This is a genomic window from Mycobacterium sp. pUA109 (genome assembly GCF_041287095.1).
Lineage (GTDB): Bacteria > Actinomycetota > Actinomycetes > Mycobacteriales > Mycobacteriaceae > Mycobacterium.
Map to the genome: position 1 here is coordinate 13812 of NZ_JBGGKS010000027.1, position 18288 is coordinate 32099.

The window sequence follows — 18288 nt, forward strand, 5'->3', positions numbered from 1 at the left end:
GGCCATGACAAAGGAGAAACGATGTCAGAGACAACGATAACGCAGGGCTACGAATTGGTCGAGTCGCTGCTGCCCGTCGCCCGACGGTGCATCCGCGCGACCGCCACCGACGGTTACCCGATTGCGTCAGCACGCCAACAGGTCGCGGGCCACTGGATCGTCATCGCGAGCACGCCGACCGCCCCTAATGTCGCGGCGAAGTTCACCGGCGCGGACGATGCCCTGGAGTGGCTGAACTACATCGCGCGCTTGTACGTGCGGGCGGTGACCGCGTGAGCGTCACCGTCCGTAATCAGGCCCAACTGGACCAGGCCCTCGCCGATGAGGCCGACGTCATCTACATCAAATCGCCGGCCGCCGTGTGGTTGACCGTCACCGCGACGGGCTCCAGCAGCGTCACGGCGTGGGGCTCCAGCAGCGTCGTGGCGTGGGACTCCAGCAGCGTCGTGGCGACGAAATATGTTGTGGTACACTTGTGGTCGCAGCGCGTCACCCTCACCGGTGACGGCCATCTGATCGACATGACCGGAATCGACCTCGATGATCCGGTCCAGTGGTGCGAATACCACGGCGTCGCCGTCGAAGACGGCATTGCCCACGTGTACAAGGCGGTGGCCGGGGATTGGAAATCCGGCTACGGCACCGACTATTCGCCCGGCTCAACACCGGAGGCGCCGGACTGGTCCACCGAGCGCGCTTGCGGGGGTGGTCTACACTTCTGCGCGGCACCATCACTGGCGCTGACCTACCTGAACTCGCCGCGCCACGAGGCCCGATTCCTTCGCTGTGGCATGCGTCTGGACGAAATGGTGTGCCTGGGCGACAAGATTAAGGCCAAGCGCGTGGTGGTGGGCTGCGTCGAGGTTGATCGGCACGGCGACGTTGTCGGGGCGGTGACCGCATGAAGCTCCGTCGCATCTGGTCCCCGTCCGACGCCCGCAAGCTGGCCGACCACGCCCGCAAGTTCGCCGGACTCAAGGTCGTGAAAGCGCACACCGACGCGCGCACCGAGGATGACTTGGAGTTCGAACGTGACTTGGAGTACCTGCGGGATCTGGAGACCGCGGTCATGGCCGAGGCGCGGTCCGTGGTGCCGCGCCAGCCGCGTCACGCGATCGCGATCGCGCTGTTGCGGCTGGACGGCCTCGCCGGCAACTCCGACATGGACATCATTGCTGACCTTGACCACGCGATGGCCGAGTTCAAGGCGGTGATCTCATGAGCGACGCCGTTGCAATCGCGTGGCTCATCCTCGCCATCGCCCTGTGCGTCGGGCTGCCGATCTGGGAGGCGCTGGGATGAGCGATGTCGACTGGCTCGCGATCTCCTGGGTCTGTTCCGGAACCCCAATCGCCCTCACCGACGACGAGCGCCGAATGGCCGTGCGCCGCATGGTTCCGCGCATGGTCACGCGAGCCGAGGTAAGCCGCGACCTGAGCAGCGCGGATTGGCTTGCCCGTGGTCGCTTCACCGCCGAAGAGGTCGGCCGGCGCATCGGTGTCGGGGAACGGCAGGTGTACCGCATTCGTGACTCGTTACCCGCGGCCGACACCGACGAGTGCCCGGTGTGCCGCGAGCGCATCTGGGTCGTCGCGGGTGTTGCCGAGGAACACCCCGACAGGTTGCTCAACGAGTGTCCGATGAGCGGCCGAGAGATGCCGGTTCAGGTGGATCGCGTTGTGGCGCTGCTACATCGGATGGCCGAAGTGATCGAGAGAAGGAGGGCGGCGTGAAGCTGAACGAGGGATTGGTCGAGGCCGCGGCGCAAGCTGCGGTGGACTATAGCAACCCGCTCCCTTTATGGAAAGACATGTCGGATTCCACGCGAGAGCGCGCAATCGGGCAGGTGCGCGTCGCCATCGAGCACTACCTGACCAACCGGTCGCTGCCGGAACGGATGCGGGAGGCGGCCGACACGCTGCGCGAGATCGCGCGGAAGGTTGGATCTAGCGAGCCCGACCGCAGCTTCGAAATGACACCCTGGACGCTGGAGCACGACGCCGATCTATGGGAAGCCGAGGACCGCGCCGCGGTCGAGCGGGACAAGCTTGCCCAGGAGCTCGCCGCCGAAGTCTTCATGTTCACCGCCGAGGACAAGTTCGAATACGTCCTGCAAGCAGCGCAGAAGCTCATCGCGGACGGCTGGACGAAGGGCGGCGAGCGGTGATGGCCGCGGACTTGCTCAGCGCCTTCGGCGCCGGAATGGGTGGCTGCGTCCTGTTCCTCGCCGTGATCGGCATCTGCGATTGGCTGGAGGGCCGATGACTAATTGGACCGCCATCGACAACGCCGAGATACGCGACCGTGCACGCGATTACGCGCAGTCTCAGGAGTGGGAACGGCGAGACGCGCAACGACACCCAGGTGGATTCGCGACGTGCTACACGCACCTGTGGCAGCCACGGGGGAACGCAATGGAGTGTGCTCGCTGCGGGGAAAGGGAAGAACCGTGACTTACAGCGAAGTGGCGCATCTGCGCGAGCAGAACCACGTGCTTATGGAGGCGAACGCAGCCCTCATTAGGGCGCTGGAAAGCGTAGCCCGACAACTGGGTTGGATATCTGGACACAATAGCCGTCGTGCCGAGCAGGAGGGGCAAGCATGACCGAGATCCCCACCGAAGATGGCCAAGTCACCGGACTGCCGGACACGATCTACCACGCCGACCGACGTTCGCTGTCATCCTCCGGCGCGTCGATCCTGCTCAAGCCGGGCGGTCCAGCGCGGTTCCGCGAGCACATGGACAACCCTCCGAAGCCTAAGCGCCAGTACGATTTCGGGCACGCGGCGCACAAGTTCGTGCTCGGCGAAGGCGAGGAAATCGTTCCGGTCGACGCCGCGGACTGGCGCACCAAGGACGCCAAGGAGCAGCGCGACCAGGCGCATGCCGAGGGTAAGATTCCGCTCCTGCGATCCGAGGTCGACGTTGCGATGCGCATCGCAGACAGGGTGGCAATGCACCCGGTCGCGTGGGGTCTGTTCAGCGAGGGCCAAGCCGAGGTCTCGATGTATGTGACCGACCCGGAGACGGGTGTGCGACTGCGGGCGCGACCGGACTGGATGCAGGCCGGCGACCGGCTGACCATCGTGGACTTCAAGACGGCGGTCGACGGCGGCGCGCACCGGGACGTGTTCGAGCGCAAGGCGTTTGAATACAGTTACCACCTGCAGATGTCCTGGTACATCACCGTGGCGCAGCTGCTCGGCCACGAGTCGCCGGCGTTCCTGTTCGTGGTCGCCGAGAAATCACCGCCGTACCTGGTGAACGTGATCGAGCTTGACGCCGACTATTTCGCGCTCGGCCGTGACGCGATGCGCGAAGCCATCCGCATCTACCGCGACTGCACCGAGGCCGGGGAGTGGCCCGGATACGCGCCGATCATTCACAGCGCTTCACCGCCCGCGTGGGCGAAGACATCGCAGAGCATCAACGACCTATCGGAGGACATCGCATGACCAGCACCGACTACCGCCCGGTCGCCGCGCAACCCGACAAGAAGTCGCTGGCCGCGCTGATCGAGCAGATGAAACCCGAGATCGCCCGCGCGCTACCGAAGCACATGACCAGCGACCGAATGGCGCGCATCGCCACGACCGTGCTTCGCCAGACTCCAGCGCTCGGCCGGTGCACGCCCGAATCGTTCCTCGGGGCGCTGATGACCGCCAGTCAACTAGGCCTGGAGCCGGGGCCGCTCGGCGAGGCGTATCTGGTGCCTTATGGAAACACCTGCACGTTCATCCCCGGCTACCGCGGTCTGGTGAAGTTGGCACGCAACAGCGGCCAGGTGCTCGACCTGTGGGCCGAAATCGCCTACGAGAACGACACGTTCACCTACACCCTGGGGCTGCATCGCGACATTCAGCACGAGGTCAGCCCCTGCGAGCGCGGCAAGCCCACGCACGTCTACGCCGCGGCTCAACTGCGTGACGGCGGCACACCATTCGTGGTGATGACGGTCGCCGAGGTCGAGGCCATCCGCAGTCGGTCCAAGGCCGGCAAGAATGGCCCGTGGGTCACCGACTGGAATGCGATGGCCAAGAAAACGGTCGTCAAGCAGCTCGCCAAGTGGCTGCCACTGTCATCGGAGTTCTCGACCGCCGCCGCGCTGGACGGATCGGTGCGCACCGAGGTAGACGCCGAACTGATCGACCTGGCGCCCGACTTCATCGAGGGCGAAGTGGCCGACGAGATGCCAACCGAGGCGACCGAATGACCACCCGCGAAGTCCTCACCCACGCCCTGGCCGTCATTCGCGCCGAGGGCAAGGACATCCGGTCCGCGATCATGAACGCCGCCGACCGGCACCTTGAGACCACCGCGGCGCAGTACCGGGCGTACGGGGACGCTCGGGATGCGGTCGCGAAGGCGCTCGGGTCGCCGCTCGGCGGAATAACCAGCTGGGAAACCCGACCCGGCCGCACCAAGGCCGACGTCGAGGCGTTAATGGAGCGGGCGATTGAGGGCATCGTGAAGGACATCGACACCCTGGCCGCCATCCACCGCGGTGGCGTGCTCGGCATCCTGTCCGCTGCCGACCAGGCCACCGCAGTCAAGCAGCTGGCCGAACGGCAGGACGCCGCGCTGGCCGAGATTCGGGAACTGCACAAGCGGTGTGAGTGCGGGGTCTGGCACTGCAACGGGTGCACGTGCGGTGCCCTGACGTATCCATGCGAGACCGTCGCCATTCTGGAACGGCACGGGCTGTGCTGACGATCACCGACTTGTTCTGCGGCGCTGGCGGCTCATCCACGGGCGCAATCATGGTCCCCGGAGTTCAGGTCCGGGTCGCGTCGAACCATTGTGACATGCGGGGAATGGGAGCCGGTGCGGTGAGCGGCGTCAAGCGACGGATGGCCGAAGTGCTGCGGGAGCACCGACAACTCGACGAGTACGGCTATTCCGTCGATGAATGCTCTTGTGGCTGGAGTCAGTGCGATGACGATGACGACTGCTACTGGCGTGAACACATCGCCTCGGTGCTGGTGGCCGAGCTGGGACTGGAGCGTGTTTGACGTCTCGCCGACGTCGACAACGTCCTATCCGCGAGCACCGAAAGCGCGAGCGCGCCACCGCTTCGCAAGCACGTACCACCGGGGCTCGATATCCAGACGCGCTACGTCACCGCCTGGGAGGCACCGTGGCCGACATCGTTGACCGCGCAAAGGAACTGCTCGCCGCGACTAGTGCATGGCCGTCGGCGCATCTCGACGTCATGGCCGAACTCGTCGCCGAGGTCGAGCGGGCACGCGAAGCCGAACACGACCCCGGCAGGTGCTTCCACTGCACCCGCTGCGCGGACGCCGACGACAGCCAACAGGACGCGCTACGTGACGAGATAGAACGGCTGCGGCTGTCGCGTGAGAACGCACTCGCGGAGGAACGGCGACTGCGCGAGCTATGTCACGCACAGTTCTATCTACGCGAGGACGTTCAGGCCGAACGAGACGCGGCCCTGGCTGAACTAGACCGGCTGCGCCCCCGCCGGATCGAGACGGTTGAGGAACTGGACGCGCTGCCGGGCGAGACGCTGGTCGAGCACGACGGCCGGGTCTACCGAAACCGCGCGTTCTGCGGTTGCTGGCAGGAAGTCAGCGGTCACCAATACGACCGCGACGCCGAGGACGTCTTGCCCGCGCTGCTGGTGTGGACACCGGAGGGGGACTGATGGCCGACAAAACCGGCATCGAATGGACCGACGCCACCTGGAACCCGGTCACTGGCTGCAACGAGGTATCGCCGGGCTGTGATCACTGCTACGCCAAGACGTTCGCCGAACGCTGGCGCGGCACACCGGGCCACTACTTCGAGCACGGATTCGAGGTGCAGCTGCGGCCCGACAAGCTCGACTTGCCGCTGCGGTGGAGCCGCCCGCGCCGGATCTTCGTGAACTCGATGAGCGACCTGTTCCACGATGCGGTGCAGTCCGACTACATCGCGGACGTGTTCGCCATCATGGCGATGGCGCCGCAGCACACGTTCCAGGTGCTCACGAAGCGCCACGCGCGCATGCAGTCGCTACTGAAGTCGGCGGCGTTCCAGTCGGCAGTGAGCGACGCGATCCTGGCGTACGACGACGGCCAGCCGGTGCGCGTATTCCCCGGCGCGGATTGGCCGCTGCCGAACGTCTGGCTTGGTGTCAGCACCGAGGACCAGAAGTGGGCCGACATCCGCATCCCCGCGTTGCTCGGCACCCCGGCCGCGGTGCGGTGGATCAGCGCCGAGCCGCTGCTTGGGCCGATCGACTTGGCCAGTGGTGGCTATCTGGCGCCCGATGAGTTCGATCGGAATGGAATCGACTGGGTCGTTGTCGGCGGCGAATCCGGCCGCGGCGCAAGGCCCATGCACCCCGAATGGGCGCGTTCGCTCCGCGATCAGTGCGTCGCCGCAGGTGTGCCATTCCTGTTCAAGCAGTGGGGGGAGTGGACGCCAGGGGACCACCGCAACCCCCAGCTCGATGGCCAAGTCCCTGTCCCGTTTCGACCCGAATGCCCGGACCCTTACCCGCTCGGCTGGGTACGTCGCGTCGGCAAGAAGGCGGCCGGGCGCACGCTCGACGGCCGCACCTGGGACCAGTACCCCGCATGACGCCGGCCACCGCGGAGCAGAACGCCCGCTACCGCGCGACACCGCGGCGCTGCATCGGCTGCGGCGGCAAGCCATCGGCCGGGCGCCCGCGGTGCGCCGAATGCCACCAGGAACTGATCGAGGCGAGGAACGAAGGGAGAACGGCGTAGTGCGTATCCGATCCACCAAGCCCGAGTTCTGGCGGTCCGAACGAATCGCGTCCGTCGATTGGGAGGACCGCCTTGTCCTCAAAGGCCTGGAGTCCTACGTCGATGACAACGGCGTCGGCAAAGATGACATCGCCCTGATCGTCGGCGATCTGTTCCAGCGTGACCTCGTTCGCGAACCTTCGCGAACCCTCGCGAGGTTGTCCGAAGCCATTTCCCGGCTTCATCTGGCCGGTTTGGTGTGGCGATACGAGGCCAAGGGCACCAATCTGCTCTACGTCTCGTTCTGGGAGTCGATTCAACGTGTCGACAAGCCGCAAGCGGGGCGTTTCCCCAGGCCAGACGGCACGATGAACTACAAAGACTCCGAAATTCGCGAGTGCCTCGCGAATCCTCGCGAAGCCTCGCGAACCTTCGCGCCTGGAACAGGGGAACAGGGGAACAGGGGAACAGGGGAAATCTCTGGTCCCTTACGTACGGAACCACACAGCGCGCCGCCGCCGACCGCCGCCGAATCCGCGACACCCGGAGCCGAACTCGTCCGCGAGCACATCGACCGTAACCACCCCGCCGCCACCAAGACCGCGCTACGCATCCAAGCAAGCGAACTGCTCAACACCGGCACCGACCGCGAAGTCGTCGCAGCCGCCCTGCAGCTGTGGAACGACAAGCCCAGCGTCGGCAACGGCCGGACCATCCTCGCGTCGCTGTGCTCCGAAGTCATCAAGTCCCGAGCCGCACCGGCCGCCAACGGTCGCCGCGTCGCAGCCTCCGATGCCGCGTTCGCTCAAGCGCAGGCGCTCAAAGCCAGCAACGGCACCCGATTGGAGATCGAGTCATGAACCGCAACGACGTGATCGACGTCCTGTCCGTCGTGGCCGCCGCGACTCGGCGCACAGTCGGCAAAACCGACGTCGAAATCTGGCTCGGCATCATCGGCGACGACGACAAGCAGCTGGCGTTGCGGGCCGTCCGTGAGCACCTGCGCGACTGCCCCGGCGTCTGGCTGGAGCCGGGCCACGTCCACCAACGGGTGCGCGCCATCCGCCGCGATGAACTCGAACGCGAGCCCGACGCCGACCGCGAGGCCCGGCAGGCCGCGCTCGACGGACGGTTCGCCGACCAGGTGCGCGAACTCGCCGAGTCCAAGGCGCTCCCGAAATTCGAGCGACCGTCCAAACGCCACGACGGCCCGAACCCGCTGTCCGTGTCGTGCCCGTTCTGCCGAGCCCGCATCGGCCGGCCGTGCACCATCGGGAGCCTGCCCGGCGTCCAGCGCGGTGACACCCGCAGCACGCCGCACCCGAGCCGCATCGAAGCCGTGACGGAGGCACTGTGACCGACTGGAGATCCCGCGCGGCCTGCCTTGGCCATGACCCCGACCTATGGTTCCCGCAGCCGTCCGAGCGGCCGCACGAGGCCATCGCGATCTGCCGCACCTGCCCGGTCATCGCCGAGTGTGCCGACTTCGCACGCCGGACGGTGCAGCTGCACGGCGTCTGGGGTGGTCGCGCTCGGCACAAGCTCACCAACGAGCGCGTCGGCCGGCCAGTCGGCAGGCTCAAGCCGATCGAGCACGGGACCTACAACGGCTACCACGCGCACTACCGCCGCGGCGAGGAAGCGTGCGATCCGTGCAAGCGCGCCAACACCCAGCGCTCGCGACGCCTCAATGCTGCCGCCCAGCGTCCACGCAGAGCGACGAGTGACCCGCGGCCGGTGTCACTTGATGGGTGGGACCAATTCGAGACGGGAGAATCGCTGTGAGCGCACCGACGCCAGCCGAGCTAGCCAACACGGACCAGTTCGCCGCGCACTGGCAGCAGCTGCATGCCGAAGCCGTGGCCGAGATTCGCGAGGCCATCCGCGGTGGCGATCCGACGGTCACCATGTGCATGCTCGCCGACAGCTTCCGGCGATTGGTCCACTGCTGCCCGGATTGCGCGACGCGGGTCGCGTACGGGCTGGCGGCGTTGATCAGCGAGGCGAAGGGGGAGGCACGCGCGTGACCTGCACCGTCTGCACTGCGAAAACCGACCTGTTCCTGTGTGGTCGCTGCAAAGGCGAACTCCGCAGCACCCTCTCCGGACTTGTGCGCGGCCCTGCGTACACGAACGGCCACTACGGTGCCGGAGGGCTCGCATTCCTGTTGCAGGCCGCCCACGGGCAAACCAGGCTCGGGGAATCGGCACGCAGGAGCACCGACAAGGGCTCGCCGATGTTGTGCAACCTGCGTGCGAGTGAGCTGTTGGCCAACGTGAGCAACTTCCTGTCGACGTGGATCAGGGACATCTGCGAGACACGCGGGGTCGAGATACCGGAGTTCAGGCCGACGCCGGGCGAACCGGACGAGCCGACGCCGACGAAACCAGCGCCGTGGCTCGACGCCGCAGCGGTCTACGTGGCGGCGGGGAGTCCTGGCGAGTACTGCGGGGAATGCTGGAGCTACCACCGAGGGGAGTGTCTGTGAAGCTGAAGGTGTACAAGTCAGCTGGCCGCTGGAACGTTTACTGCCAAGCCACAGCCGTGTGGGTGACCTTCCCCGACTGGCGGTCTGCCATCCGGTACGCATTCAACGAGGCGTGGTATCAGCGCGTCGACTACGGGCCGCGGTGGCGCCAGCTCGTGCTCGGTGGGCGCCCATGAACGCCGACACGTCCGTGATCGACATGGCCGCATGGCTGCTCAAGCACGTCGACGCCATCGCGCTACACCCGGCCGCCGACGAGTTCCTGGACGAGCTGAAACAGCGGGTTGGCGAGATCGAGCGGATGATCAACCGGCCGGCGCCATACCGCGATCTGGGGACGTGTCCGACAGTGTTGGCCGATGGCTACGGGCAGCGCGTGTGCCTACACCCGCTCACGGCGAAGATGGGCCAGACCGACATCCAATGCGCCGGCTGCGGCACGCCGTGGAATGTGGAGAAGCTGATCCGGTTCCGTGTCGACGAGGCCGATGACACGCCGTTCACGCAGCGCCAGATCCTCGACATCATGGCGCAGATCGGCGAGCCGATCCCGATGAGCACCTGGCGCACCTGGAGGGTCGCCGGCAAGCTGATCGAGCGCCAGGAGTGGTATGTCGCCGAGCCGAAATACCGGCTTCGAGATGTGCGGGAGCTGCGGGAGAAACACGGAGCGCACCGGGTGAAGCGGCAAGCGAAAAGCTGACGTATCGCACGATTATCGGTGAAGGGAAAACCATGTTCGATGACATCAACGACGCCAATGAGCTGATCGGCGTGGCAGTCGGCGCAGGCTCTACGTGCTGGGCAAACCTGCCGGGGGCAGCCGAGTTCGATTCGCTCAGGGCATCCGAGATTGCGGACGCGGCCTACGCGCGGTTGCGGGTCATCCTGGCAGATCACTTCGCCACGACCTGACGTAAGGCAATGTTATGAGCACTTCCGACAGGGCATTCAGCTGGTCGCACACCGTGCGCGACACGTCGATGCTGCTTATTCAGTGTCCGTGCGGGATCGCGCACACCGTCGACAATGTGCGACCTGGCGGACTGTCCTTGGTCGACTGCTGCTGCGGCCGGACGTGTGAGATCAGGCACTGATGACACGCGAAAGCCGCTGACCATGACAAACGATGATCGGTGCCGTATTCTCGACGCCAATACGTCAGCGACCGCTTTTGTCTGCTGGCGTTTTTTCATGCCTCCACGCAGGAGTTCTGATGACACGCGATGACGTCCGCGGCCATCTTCATCACATGCCCGTCGTCGGCACGCCGGCGCCCGAAGGCGAAACCCGCGCGATGGTCGTCTTCGATGCGACCGGCCGGAAGATCGCAGCGAGTCCGCACGTCAAGATCGAGCAGACCGAGCACACCGTCTCGCGTCGCGGAGTGGTGACGACCACCCTGAAGATCACGCCGATCAAGCCACCGAAAGGCGACTGATGTTCATCAAGGCCCCCACCGACACGCTCGACTACATGTGGGACTGGTCCGAATGGCTGGCCAGCACCAACGGTGACACGATCGCGTCGGTGGCCTGGACCGCGTCGTCAGGCATCACGCTGGAAACGAGCCCTGCGACGTCGAGCACCGCGACTACGGCGACCGCATGGATCGGCGGCGGTACCGTCGCCACCACCTACACGCTCACCTGCCAGATCACCACGGTCGCGGGCCGCGTCGCGCAGAACACGCAAGACATCAACGTGGTTGACCTATGAGCAGCCCCGAGCTGACGACGCCCTCGGAGCGCACCTGCTACGTCGTGGCCGACAACCGGACGGTCACCGTCCCGGCCAACGATCGCGTCATCGTAGTTCCCGACGACGAGTAGCCATGGCGAAATCAGCGCAGCCCGAGAAGCCGTTCGCCCTGATCAACGATCGGGAAACGCTCAAGCTCCTCGTGGACAACATCCACAACCTCGAATACCCGCTCGTGGGCACGACCCAGTGGATCAAGCTCCCGTACTTCCAGGACCGCCTGAGCGGCAACGCGGCCGGCGTCAACGAGGTCAAGCGCCGGTTCTGCGAGGCCATCGTGCTGCTGCTGGAGAAGAACGGCCGACTCAAGACCGAGTCACCGCTGAGGCGAAAGCGGCGTCGTGCCGACGATTAGCGGGCCCGATGCGATGCGTCTGTACATCGATGAGCTGATCGTTCCGCTGCTGCGACGTGTCGGGCTCCGGGTCAAGGTCAAGCGCGAGAAGGCGCAGACGGTGCTGACGATCAAGCTCGGCCGTGCCGAATAGGGCGCCGTCTCCCTGCACGATATGTGGCGCGCTGGCCGTTGACCGTGGCCGCTGTGAGCGCCACAAGCGCGGCAACGCACACCAGCGTGGGTACGACCACCGGCACAAGGAATTGCGTGGTACCTGGGCGCCTCTGGTGGCCGCTGGGACGGTGCGCTGTGCACGGTGTGGTGAGCTAATCGACCCGGACGACGCATGGGACCTCGGGCATGATGACAACGACCGCAGCAAGCACAATGGGCCCGAGCACGCGGACTGCAACAGGTCGGCTGCGAGGCGTCGCCAGCTCGGCAAGTAGGCCGGTTCTAGCAATGTTTGCTGTGGGCATAGGCGCTGGTCATATCACCCGGTAGAGGATAGTCAGCTAATCGAATGAGCGTGCGAGCTTTCGGGACCACCGTTTGCTAGACGGTCACCTTCGGATGTTTGCTGGAAACGTAAGCTCAGGTCACGGGCTCGTTAGCTGGGCATCGATCGGCCAAACGTGTCAGCTAACTATTAGCCAACCGTATCGTCGCAGGTCAAAGCACATGCGAGCAGTTGCAAGCGGTGTTTGCGCAGATCAGGGGGGGTATCAAAATCCCTGCAGCAATCAAGATCAGGCGACCCCCCCTACCCCCCACGCGGTTGCTACACGTTTTCGCGTTTTCCCACAGCAAACTTAGCTGGGACGGCATAACCGCAGGTCGCAGTCCTTTGTGACTTTGCTACGCGCCAACTTGGCTGCTAACGTACTGACATCGAACGATCGTTCGAAATTAGCTGGTATCACCGATGGCCGTGCCGTGATCGGGCGGCGGCCGAGCAAATCGACCCAGCTAACTCGACATATTCGCAGCTCAGAGCGTTATTGGACCTGCGCGATCTTGAGTTGTGCGCACACCTGTTCGAGTAAATCCACTCGTGACGTGTTAGCTGACGCTGATGGGCGCCGAAAAACGCTGCAACGCCGAATTTGCTCGCTTCCCCGTGCGGAAGAGCAAACAAGGGAATAACCGCAGGTAAACGCACTGGGATGCCCGACGAGAGGTCGACAGCAACGTAGCTGGACTTTAGGTCCAGTTAACAACTCAGAGTCTAACGTCCGTTTGCTGGAAATCGGGAGCCCAACCCTAAAATGAGCGCAGCCACCTGCTCACCCCGAAAATCTCGCGACGTCGTATGCGAGACCCGTCGATGCTACGGCGTACCGCGCGGTCGGGCCAAGCTTTGCGACCTATGCCTAGACGCACTTGCCGAATCAGGCATAAAGATCTCGCGCGGTGAACGAAACTCCGTGTGTCGAAATCACAAGTGCTCGCGCAAGGTTGGCAAGTACCAGCGCTATTGCTCGGACGAGTGCGCGGGCCGGTTGGTCGTATCGTGCAAACGATGTGGTTCTGAGTTCGTCGTTACCAAAGACAAAAAGACGTTCTGCAGTCGCGCGTGCACAGGTGCCAGCCGTCGCAAGGGTCATCCTGCCAAGCCGCGTAGCGAATCCGATCTGACCCGCGCGCAACGATTCGGCGTCGAGTACGAACCGATCAGCCGGCGCAAGGTCTACGAGCGCGACAACTGGACGTGCGGTGTCTGCGGCGATCCGGTAGACCGCGCGCTGAAATATCCCGATCCAATGGCAGCAAGCCTCGATCACATCAAGCCGCTGTCGTTGGGCGGCCCACATCTCTACAGCAACGTCCAGTGCGCGCACTGGCAGTGCAACATCGAGAAGAGCGATAGGTACGAACATGGGCAAGCGTGGACCGGCCCCTCGGCCGTCGCATCTTAAGGCCCTCGAAGGAGCCTGGGAAGGCCGCCTGAACCGCAACGAGGCCATCCCCGAGGACGCCCCGATCGCACCCCCGGTCACCCTCCCCGCGGACGCCCAAGCCGTCTGGGACCGTCTCGCCCCGGACATGGTCGCCAAGAAGGTCCTGACCGCCTGGGACGTCGACGCCTTCGCCGAGTTCTGCCGGTCGGTGGCCCTCTACAACCGCGCGGCGGCCGAAGTTGAGCGCGTCGACCTGGTCTCTGAGGGCTACAACGGCAACCCGGTCGTCAACCCGGCCATCCGGGTCATGAAAACGGCATCGGACATGATGCGCGCGACCGGATCTCGCTTCGGCCTGACGCCGGGGGACCGCGCGGCACTGAAGGTGGAGCAAGGTGGACCCGCAAAGTCGGGAGCCGAACGACTCCTCTCCTGAGCTTCCGCCGTGCGGCCGGGTTAACCACGGTCCTGACGGAACGCCCACGGAGTGCACCGAGCGCGGCGACCACTTCTGCGTGCCACGGGCCGATCACGTGGTGCAGTTCTTCGAGGAGCTGCTTGTCCACGTCAAGGGCAAGCACGCCCGCAAGCGGTTCCTATTGCGGGCATGGCAGTCCGAGGAGATCCTGCGCCCGCTGTTCGGCCGCGTGGTGTGGTCCACCGAGCACGAGGCGTACGTCCGGCAGTACCGGATCGCCTACATCGAGATGGCCCGCAAGAACGGCAAGTCGGCATTGCTCGCCGGAATCGCCCTTTACCTGCTATTCGGTGACGGCGAGTACAGCGCGGAAGTGTTCGGTATCGCGAAGGACCGCCGCCAGGCGTCGCTGGTGTTCGACGTCGCGACTCAGATGACGCTGCTGTCGCCAATCCTGTCGCGCGCCGGCAAGCCGGTGAAGTCGACCAAGCGCATCGTGCGCGCCGACACCAACAGCGTCTATCAGGTCATCGCCTCGGATGCCGCTTCGGCGCTGGGCTCGAACCCGTCTGGCGTCATCGCTGACGAGATCCTGGCGTGGCCCAAGAGCGACATGTGGGATGCACTGCGCTCCGGCATGGGCTCGGCGGACAGGATGCAGCCGCTCATGGTTGCGGCCACCACCGCGCCGGCCGATGACTCGTCGTTCGGCGCCGACCTGCACAAGGAAATGCAACGGGTCGCCGACAATCCAGAGCGCACCCCGCACGTGTTCGCGTGGATTCGCAACCTGCCGCGCGACGCCGATATCTGGGACGAGAAGAACTGGAGCGTCCCCAACCCGGCGCTGGGCGACTTCCTGTTGCTGTCCGAAATGCGCAAGATGGCCCTTGAGGCCAGGAACGATCCGGCCCGCGAGTTGTCGTTCCGTCGCTTCCAGCTCAACCAGATCATCGGGTCGACCATCCAGTGGATGCCGATGAACCTGTGGGACGACGCTGCAGGGACCGTGTTTCAGAACTCCGCGGCGACCCTGGACGCGTTCGCCGGCCGTGAGTGCTGGTTTGGCCTGGACCTCGCGGCGTTGCAGGACCTCACGGCCATGTGCTACCTGTTCCCCGACGGCGACGCGTGCGACGTCGTCTGGCGGTTCTGGGCGCCGGCCGCCGCGGTCAAGAAGCTCGACAAGGCGCATGACCGCAAGTTCACGCGCTGGGCCGAGGATGGCTGGCTGACAGTCACCGACGGAGATGTGCTGGACTTCCAGCGCGTCTACGCCGACGTCGAGACCGACGCCAACCGCTACGTGATCCTCGGCGGCGACGGCGACCGCTACTCGATGTACCCGGTGATCCAGGAGATCGAGTCCCGGACCTACATCGAACAGATCTTCGTCTACGCCAACGACTTCATCCACATGTCCACCGGCATGCACCGGGTGTTCGATCTGGTCACCGAGGGCAAGTTCCGCCACCACGGCAACCCGGTGGCGCGGTTCTGCTTCGAATCGTGCGACGCCCGGATGTCGACGGCCGACCCGGACCTGATCCGGCCCGACAAGATCGACCGGGCAACCAATCCCAAGCGGATCGACGCGGTCCCGGCCGCGATCATGGCCGTCAACGCGTGGCTGACGCGCGGCAACGACGCCTACAGCGTGTACCAGGACAACGACCTGCTTGTTCTCTAGGGAGACCGAATCTTGTTCGCACGTAACCCGCTCAAGCGCGCGCTGCGGCGCCGGTTCGCGGTCACTCTGCGCGGCAATGAGGGTGTGTTCTCGGGATTCCTGACCGAGTTCGATGACCGGGTGCTGGTGCTGGAGCAATGCGAGACGGTGCCCACCACCCCCGGCGAGACGCCCAACAAGATCATCGGCCGCGTGTTCGTCGATCGCGAGAACGTCGCCTACGTGCAGGAGCTGACGTGATCCTCGCGAATGGCATGAGCCAGCCGATCGCCCCCCAGGCGTTCGCCGAGACCGCCCCGCTGTTCTTCGACGGCTATTTCGTCGGGTCGCAGGGCGTCCAGCTCGAGACGCGGTTCGCCACCTACGCGCAGCTGTACGCCTCGCAGCCGTGCATCGCGACCGTGGTGGACAAGATCACGGCCGGCATCGCGCGTCTGGGCGTCAACGTCTGGGACATCACGCCCGACACCGGCAACGTCCTGCAACTCGACACCCCGTACGCGCGCCTGATGGCCAATCCCGGCGTGACGCTGGACCCCTACAGCTTCTGGCAATGGCTGGTCTCGACGTTCGAGATCTACGGCGAGGCGTTTCTACTCAAGGTCAAGGACGGAAACGCCGGCACGCGCCCGTCGGTGATCGGCGGCAAGCATGTCGACCTGAACACCAACGACGGTCGCACGGTCGGGTTCATCCCGATGCACCCGGCGATGACGCAGACATTCCGCGATCAGTACGGCGACGTCGCGTATTGGTTCATGGGCCAGCCCAACGAGCTGATGAGCCAGGACATGGTTGTGCCGTTCCTGCGGTACAACCCGAACATGACCCAGCGCGGCATGAGCCGCATGGAGCCGCTGCGCTCGACGCTGATGAACGAGGACTCGGCCCGGCGCGCTGTGCAGGCCATGTTCAAGAACATGGGCCGTCCTGGCGGCTTCATCTCCGTCAAGGGCAAGCTGGACCCCGAGGCCAAGCGTCGGCTGCGTGAGCAGTGGAATCAGCTCTACGCCGGTAGCGAAAACGTCGGCAGCACAGCGGTTCTGGAGAACGAGTCCACATTCCAGGCGATGCAGCTCAACTCCGAAGAGATGCAGTACATCGAGTCGCGGCGACTCAACCGCGAGGAAGTGTGCATGGTCTACGACGTGCCGCCGCCGGTGGTGCACATCCTCGACCACGCGACGTTCAGCAACATCACCGAGCAGATGCGCTCGATGTACCGCGACACCATGGCGCCGCGCCTGGAGTTCTACGAGTCGGTGTTCAACGCCTACGTCGGCCGCGAGTTCGGCGATGACGAGAAGATGCGTTTCGACGTGGCCGAAGTGATGCGCGGCGACTTCGAGGCACGCGCCGACGGCTGGTCCAAACTCGTGCAGACCGGCATCGCCAAGCCGAGCGAGGCGCGTCCGTACTTCGACCTGGGCGACGCGGGCCCGGCGGCCGACAAGCTCTACGCGCAGCAGCAGTTGCAACCCCTCGGTGCGGCACCGGCAGCCGGCGCACTTCCTCCGGGGCAGTCCGACGACGGCGAAGAGGTCCAGTCGTCGGGACGCGGGGGCGGCGGCTCCCCGGCGGCGCAGAAGTACCTGCGTGCGCTCGGCGGACGGATCGGCAGTGGCCAGTCGCTTGAGCACGCAGCCCGCGCACTGCTTGAAGCGAACCCGCGCGACGAAGCCGAGATCGCGCAGGCGTGCGTGAAGGTTCTGGAAAGGAACGGCTCTCGATGAACGTCACGATGAAGTCCGCCGACGTGCGGCCGGTCGACTCGGCCCATCCCAATGGGGAGTTCGACGTCATCCTATCGACCAAGGCGCGCGACCGCGACGGAGACGAACTGCAGCCCGACGAGTGGAAAACCCCGCTGCCGGAACACATCACCTTCGACTCTGACCATGGCATGAGCGTGGCCACTACCGTCGGCAGCGGCCGGCCCTTCATCAACGATGACGGTCAGCTCCAGGTCCGGGGCACCTACGCGTCCACCCCGCATGCGCAGAATGTGCGCGCCCTGGTCAACGAGGGCCATATTCGCACGGTCTCGGTGTCCTACATGACCCGCAAGTCCACCAAGGGCGCCGGTGCCGAGCGTGAGCTTCTGAACGGCGCTTTCGTGGCCATCCCAGCGAACCCCGAGGCCGTCGTGCTGTCTTCCAAGGCCGCGCGCAGCCATGACCCGAAGTTCCCCTATGGCCGCGACGTGCACTACGCCGACCCCGGATTCCGTGACGGCGTGCACCGTTACCCGCTGCGTGACCGCGAAGAGGTCGACGCCGCCTGGGACTACTTCCACCACGCAGCCGACCGCGACAAGTACACCAAGCCTCAGCAAGCGCACATCGAACGCGAGATCGAGAACGCGGCCAAGGAGTTCGGCGTGACGCTGGACAAGGCCGAAGAGGAACGCGACGCGCGGGAAGAGAGCAAGGGCATCGGCCCGACGGGCACGTTCATCGACGGCCCGTTGATCGATGTCGCGACGGGACTACCTATCGAGTTCAAGAGCGTCGACGGCGCATCCGATGCCGGCGCCGAACAGACCGGCGTCGAGGCGGTCCTACGCAACGCGCTCACGTCGCTGACGACCGCCGCGCAGCTCCGTAACGGCAACAGCGCCGCAGACGCGGCCAGTACCGACGACGGCACCTATCCGCACCTGCAGATGATCCACGACGCCGCCGTGCAGCTCGGCGGGAAGTGTGCATCCATGGCGCCTCCCGAGGCCGAAGACGGCCAAGTCTGGGGCGCGAACTCGCCGACGATCTCGGCGCCCACAACTTCCGGCAAGTCCGCCGGGGCCGCAGAAGTGACCGCCGATCAGGCCGCCACCGACGCCGCGCCGACCGACCTCACCGAAGCGCTAGCCAAAGGAAAACGGCTAGCGATCTCGCTCAGCACCTACTGAGCAAAATCCTCTCGCAGCGCAGCCAACACCGTTCCGGCAATCCGTCGGCGCGGCTTTCCGTGTTTGCATGA

General features: G+C 65.3%; 28 protein-coding genes. All 28 read left to right on the forward strand.

Going from position 1 to position 18288, the window contains the following annotated elements:
* Positions 1-21: 21 nt before the first annotated feature.
* Entirely contained in the window at positions 22-276 is a 255-nt protein-coding gene (locus ACAG26_RS24180; protein ID WP_370485615.1) for a hypothetical protein, read from the forward strand.
* Positions 273-905 carry a hypothetical protein gene (locus ACAG26_RS24185; RefSeq protein ID WP_370485616.1) on the forward strand — a complete coding sequence of 211 codons (633 nt, stop codon included), beginning with the start codon at positions 273-275 and terminating at the stop codon, positions 903-905. Before ACAG26_RS24180 ends, ACAG26_RS24185 begins: the two co-directional genes overlap by 4 nt.
* Positions 902-1222 (forward strand): hypothetical protein, encoded by a 321-nt coding sequence (locus ACAG26_RS24190; RefSeq protein ID WP_370485617.1) that lies wholly within the window; start codon positions 902-904, stop codon positions 1220-1222. The genes ACAG26_RS24185 and ACAG26_RS24190 overlap by 4 nt, the downstream gene beginning before the upstream one ends.
* A gap of 76 nt (positions 1223-1298) precedes the next feature.
* Entirely contained in the window at positions 1299-1733 is a 435-nt protein-coding gene (locus tag ACAG26_RS24195; protein ID WP_370485618.1) for a hypothetical protein, read from the forward strand.
* The gene (locus ACAG26_RS24200) at positions 1730-2167 is read left to right on the forward strand and encodes a hypothetical protein (RefSeq protein ID WP_370485619.1); all 438 of its coding nucleotides are present in this window, start codon (positions 1730-1732) and stop codon (positions 2165-2167) included. Before ACAG26_RS24195 ends, ACAG26_RS24200 begins: the two co-directional genes overlap by 4 nt.
* Before the next feature lie 434 nt (positions 2168-2601).
* Positions 2602-3456, forward strand: coding sequence for a PD-(D/E)XK nuclease-like domain-containing protein (locus ACAG26_RS24205; RefSeq protein ID WP_370485620.1), 855 nt, complete (start codon positions 2602-2604; stop codon positions 3454-3456).
* Entirely contained in the window at positions 3405-4214 is an 810-nt protein-coding gene (locus ACAG26_RS24210) for a recombinase RecT (protein WP_370485621.1), read from the forward strand. The genes ACAG26_RS24205 and ACAG26_RS24210 overlap by 52 nt, the downstream gene beginning before the upstream one ends.
* Positions 4211-4711 (forward strand): hypothetical protein, encoded by a 501-nt coding sequence (locus ACAG26_RS24215; RefSeq protein ID WP_370485622.1) that lies wholly within the window; start codon positions 4211-4213, stop codon positions 4709-4711. The genes ACAG26_RS24210 and ACAG26_RS24215 overlap by 4 nt, the downstream gene beginning before the upstream one ends.
* Before the next feature lie 95 nt (positions 4712-4806).
* Positions 4807-5013 (forward strand): hypothetical protein, encoded by a 207-nt coding sequence (locus ACAG26_RS24220; RefSeq protein ID WP_370485695.1) that lies wholly within the window; start codon positions 4807-4809, stop codon positions 5011-5013.
* A 125-nt stretch (positions 5014-5138) separates the two neighbouring features.
* Complete coding sequence (locus ACAG26_RS24225; RefSeq protein ID WP_370485623.1) at positions 5139-5666, forward strand: hypothetical protein; 528 nt, start codon at positions 5139-5141, stop codon at positions 5664-5666.
* Positions 5666-6586 (forward strand): DUF5131 family protein, encoded by a 921-nt coding sequence (locus ACAG26_RS24230; protein ID WP_370485624.1) that lies wholly within the window; start codon positions 5666-5668, stop codon positions 6584-6586. Before ACAG26_RS24225 ends, ACAG26_RS24230 begins: the two co-directional genes overlap by 1 nt.
* A 148-nt stretch (positions 6587-6734) precedes the next feature.
* Positions 6735-7574 carry a hypothetical protein gene (locus tag ACAG26_RS24235; protein WP_370485625.1) on the forward strand — a complete coding sequence of 280 codons (840 nt, stop codon included), beginning with the start codon at positions 6735-6737 and terminating at the stop codon, positions 7572-7574.
* Entirely contained in the window at positions 7571-8071 is a 501-nt protein-coding gene (locus tag ACAG26_RS24240; protein ID WP_370485626.1) for a hypothetical protein, read from the forward strand. Before ACAG26_RS24235 ends, ACAG26_RS24240 begins: the two co-directional genes overlap by 4 nt.
* Positions 8068-8499, forward strand: a complete 432-nt coding sequence (locus ACAG26_RS24245) for a WhiB family transcriptional regulator (RefSeq protein ID WP_370485627.1) — start codon at positions 8068-8070, stop codon at positions 8497-8499. Before ACAG26_RS24240 ends, ACAG26_RS24245 begins: the two co-directional genes overlap by 4 nt.
* Positions 8496-8741 carry a hypothetical protein gene (locus ACAG26_RS24250; RefSeq protein ID WP_370485628.1) on the forward strand — a complete coding sequence of 82 codons (246 nt, stop codon included), beginning with the start codon at positions 8496-8498 and terminating at the stop codon, positions 8739-8741. Before ACAG26_RS24245 ends, ACAG26_RS24250 begins: the two co-directional genes overlap by 4 nt.
* Complete coding sequence (locus tag ACAG26_RS24255) at positions 8738-9202, forward strand: hypothetical protein (protein ID WP_370485629.1); 465 nt, start codon at positions 8738-8740, stop codon at positions 9200-9202. The genes ACAG26_RS24250 and ACAG26_RS24255 overlap by 4 nt, the downstream gene beginning before the upstream one ends.
* A 172-nt stretch (positions 9203-9374) precedes the next feature.
* Complete coding sequence (locus tag ACAG26_RS24260; RefSeq protein ID WP_370485630.1) at positions 9375-9905, forward strand: hypothetical protein; 531 nt, start codon at positions 9375-9377, stop codon at positions 9903-9905.
* A 32-nt stretch (positions 9906-9937) separates the two neighbouring features.
* Complete coding sequence (locus ACAG26_RS24265) at positions 9938-10117, forward strand: hypothetical protein (RefSeq protein WP_370485631.1); 180 nt, start codon at positions 9938-9940, stop codon at positions 10115-10117.
* Between the two features lie 301 nt (positions 10118-10418).
* Entirely contained in the window at positions 10419-10643 is a 225-nt protein-coding gene (locus tag ACAG26_RS24270; RefSeq protein WP_370485632.1) for a hypothetical protein, read from the forward strand.
* Positions 10643-10921, forward strand: a complete 279-nt coding sequence (locus ACAG26_RS24275; RefSeq protein WP_370485633.1) for a hypothetical protein — start codon at positions 10643-10645, stop codon at positions 10919-10921. The genes ACAG26_RS24270 and ACAG26_RS24275 overlap by 1 nt, the downstream gene beginning before the upstream one ends.
* Before the next feature lie 115 nt (positions 10922-11036).
* The gene (locus tag ACAG26_RS24280) at positions 11037-11318 is read left to right on the forward strand and encodes a hypothetical protein (RefSeq protein WP_370485634.1); all 282 of its coding nucleotides are present in this window, start codon (positions 11037-11039) and stop codon (positions 11316-11318) included.
* A complete protein-coding gene (locus tag ACAG26_RS24285; protein WP_370485635.1) occupies positions 11305-11451 on the forward strand; it encodes a hypothetical protein in 147 nt (48 codons plus the stop codon). The genes ACAG26_RS24280 and ACAG26_RS24285 overlap by 14 nt, the downstream gene beginning before the upstream one ends.
* 1276 nt (positions 11452-12727) lie before the next feature.
* Complete coding sequence (locus ACAG26_RS24290; RefSeq protein WP_370485636.1) at positions 12728-13219, forward strand: HNH endonuclease; 492 nt, start codon at positions 12728-12730, stop codon at positions 13217-13219.
* A complete protein-coding gene (locus ACAG26_RS24295; protein WP_370485637.1) occupies positions 13179-13637 on the forward strand; it encodes a phage terminase small subunit P27 family in 459 nt (152 codons plus the stop codon). The genes ACAG26_RS24290 and ACAG26_RS24295 overlap by 41 nt, the downstream gene beginning before the upstream one ends.
* 79 nt (positions 13638-13716) lie before the next feature.
* Positions 13717-15309 carry a terminase large subunit gene (locus tag ACAG26_RS24300; RefSeq protein ID WP_370485638.1) on the forward strand — a complete coding sequence of 531 codons (1593 nt, stop codon included), beginning with the start codon at positions 13717-13719 and terminating at the stop codon, positions 15307-15309.
* Positions 15310-15321: 12 nt separating this feature from the next.
* Entirely contained in the window at positions 15322-15549 is a 228-nt protein-coding gene (locus ACAG26_RS24305; protein WP_370485639.1) for a hypothetical protein, read from the forward strand.
* Entirely contained in the window at positions 15546-17042 is a 1497-nt protein-coding gene (locus ACAG26_RS24310) for a phage portal protein (RefSeq protein WP_370485640.1), read from the forward strand. Before ACAG26_RS24305 ends, ACAG26_RS24310 begins: the two co-directional genes overlap by 4 nt.
* Positions 17039-18217, forward strand: a complete 1179-nt coding sequence (locus ACAG26_RS24315) for a DUF6582 domain-containing protein (protein ID WP_370485641.1) — start codon at positions 17039-17041, stop codon at positions 18215-18217. Before ACAG26_RS24310 ends, ACAG26_RS24315 begins: the two co-directional genes overlap by 4 nt.
* Positions 18218-18288: the final 71 nt, after the last annotated feature.